This is a genomic window from Acidimicrobiia bacterium, from assembly GCA_035948415.1.
Lineage (GTDB): Bacteria > Actinomycetota > Acidimicrobiia > IMCC26256 > PALSA-555 > PALSA-555.
In genome coordinates this window covers 1-2468 of sequence record DASZJD010000027.1, presented here as the reverse complement: position 1 = coordinate 2468, position 2468 = coordinate 1, and the positions used below count along the sequence as shown (strand labels likewise).

General features: G+C 72.6%; 3 protein-coding genes. All 3 read right to left on the bottom strand.

Annotation, left to right across the window (positions count from 1 at the left end; genetic code table 11):
* Window positions 1–147: 147 nt before the first annotated feature.
* Window positions 148–1413 (bottom strand): competence/damage-inducible protein A, encoded by a 1266-nt coding sequence (locus VG869_03725; GenBank protein ID HEV3450293.1) that lies wholly within the window; start codon window positions 1411–1413, stop codon window positions 148–150.
* 11 nt (window positions 1414–1424) lie between these two features.
* On the bottom strand, window positions 1425–2009 hold the full coding sequence (locus VG869_03720; protein HEV3450292.1) for a CDP-alcohol phosphatidyltransferase family protein: 585 nt from the start codon (window positions 2007–2009) through the stop codon (window positions 1425–1427).
* The coding region (locus VG869_03715) for a 30S ribosomal protein S12 methylthiotransferase RimO (protein ID HEV3450291.1) at window positions 2006–2468 on the bottom strand (463 nt) is incomplete at its 5' end. The genes VG869_03715 and VG869_03720, both read right to left, overlap by 4 nt.

Sequence of the window (2468 nt, the reverse complement as noted above, 5' to 3'; positions counted from 1 at the left end):
CTCGTCGTCAACCACCAGGACCCGGGGTCCGTTGTCGATCTTCACTTGGACACACCTCCCTGCCGAATCAGGGTGGCACCCCCGACTCCCGTCCCAGTGTGACCCGGCTGTGGGCCTCCTGTGAACGCGCCCCGGGCCGCGGCCGGGTCAGCCGGGAGGCGGTTCGAGGGCCCGTCGCAGCAGGTCGAGGGCGGAAATGGCCCCGTACTGGCGCACCCGTTCCCGGTCACCGGGCAGCCGCAGCTGGCGGGTCTCGGTCGGCCGGTCGGGCAGGGCGAGGCCGACGAAGATCGTCCCGGGCGCCACCCCCTCCTGGTCGTCGGGCCCGGCCACGCCGGTGATCCCGAGTCCCACGTCGGCGCCGGTCACCTTGCAGGCCCCCTCGGCCATCGCCGCCGCCGCCGGCTCGGTCACGACCGGCCCGGCCGGCACCCCCAACAGGTCGAACTTCACCTGGGAGTCGTAGGCCACGACGCCGCCCCGGAACCAAGCGGAGGCGCCGGGCACGTTGACGAGACGGGAGGCGATGAGGCCCCCGGTCAACGACTCGGCCACGCCGAAGGTCAGGCCGCGCTCGATGAGGCGGTTCGCGACCGCGACCTCCATCGACTCGTCGTCGACCCCGAACACGATGTCACCGAGACGTTCGGTGATGGAGCGGCGAACCTCGCCCTCCTCCTTGTCGAGCAGCGCGGTGACGTCACCGAGCGTGCGGGCCCGTGCGGTGATCCGCACCTTGATGCCCTCGATGCCCGAGGCGAGAAACGCAAGCGTGACGTCGCCCGCGGCGTCGAGCGCGTCGATGCGGTCCTGGAGCGACTCGGCCAGCCCGGACTCGCTCGCGCCCCACGTGCGCAGCACCCGGCTCGCGATGACGCCCTCCTCGCCGGCCTCGGCCATGCGGGCGCGCAGGTCGGGAAGGATGGCGCGCTCGAACATCTCGGCCATCTCGTAGGGGACACCCGGCACGGCGTAGACGACCTTGTTGCCGACCGGGCAGATCAGCCCGGGCGCCGTACCGGCGGCCTGCGCGATGACCGCCGCGCCCTGCGGGACGTCGGCCTGCCGCGCGTTGTTCTCCGACATCTCCCGGCCGCGGGCCCGGAAGAACTCGGCGATGTGGTCGACGATCTCCTGGTCGCGCACGAGTGGCACGTTCATCACCTCGGCGATCGCCTCGCGGGTGATGTCGTCCTGGGTCGGGCCCAGCCCGCCGCACATGATGACGCCGTCGCTGCGGGCCAGCGCCGTGCGCAGCGCGAGCACGATGCGGTCGTGGTTGTCGCCCACGGCCTGGTGGAAGTGCGACGACACGCCGTTGGCGGCCAGGTTCTCGCCGAGCCAGGCGGAGTTGGTGTCCGCGATCTGCCCGAGCAGCAGCTCGGTGCCGACCGCCACGATCTCGATCCTCACGGCGAGTGACCTTAGGAGGCCACGGGTCGCTGCATGGCCCGGCGGCCATCGAGCAGGTACTCGGCCCCCGTGTACAGGGTGAGCGCGCAGGCCAACCAGATCATCGCGAGCTGCAGGCCGTGCTGGTGCGCCAGCGGCGGGATGATGCACACGCCGACCGCGAGGTCCTGGACGAAGGTCTTGAGTTTGGCGGTGTTGCGGGCGGGGATGGACACCCCACGGCGCCCGACCCACGAGCGGTAGCCCTGCATGCCGGCCTCGCGCGCCGCGATGAGGCCGACAGGAAGCCAGGGCAGGTGGCCCTGGGCGGCCAACGTGATGAGCGCGCCGAGGACGACGGCCTTGTCGGCGAGGGGGTCGAGGAAGGCGCCCGAGCGGGTGGTGCCGTGGCGACGCGCCATGTAGCCGTCGAGCCCGTCGCTGGCGGCGAGAAGGAAGCCGACGATCACGTTGACCCAGGACGCACCCCAGACGACGAGCATCAGGACGTAAACGGGAGCAGCGAGCAGCCGGGCCACGGTGACGGCGTTGGCGGGGGTGACCAGCGCGCTCGGGCCGAACGTGTAGCCGGGGTGCTCGGGGGCGGCCTCGCTCACGTGGCGGCGGCTCCGGTCGCAGCGAGCGCGTCGACGGGCACGGCACGCAGGTCGGGGCCCTCCGCGCCGACGAGGGCAAGCTCGACGAGGTCACCGACCGCCAGGTCGGCGGGCACGTGCACGATGCCGTCGATCTCGGGCGCCTCGTGCACCGTGCGGCCGCGGCCGGGCGCGTCGACGAGGACCTGACGCGTCGAGCCGACGAGCGCGTCGCGCTTGGCCGCGGTGATGGCGTCCTGGAGCTCGGCGCACTCGCGCAGGCGCTCGAGCGCGAGCTCGGGTGCGACCTGGTCGGGCAGGCCGGCGGCGTGGGTGCCCTCCTCTTTGGAGAAGGTGAAGAAGCCGGCCCAGTCGAGCTGGGCGGTGGCGAGGAACTCGAGGAGCTGGTCGTGGTCGCGCTCGGTCTCGCCGGGGTAGCCGAGGATGAACGACGAGCGGAAGGTGGCGGCCGGCTCGGCG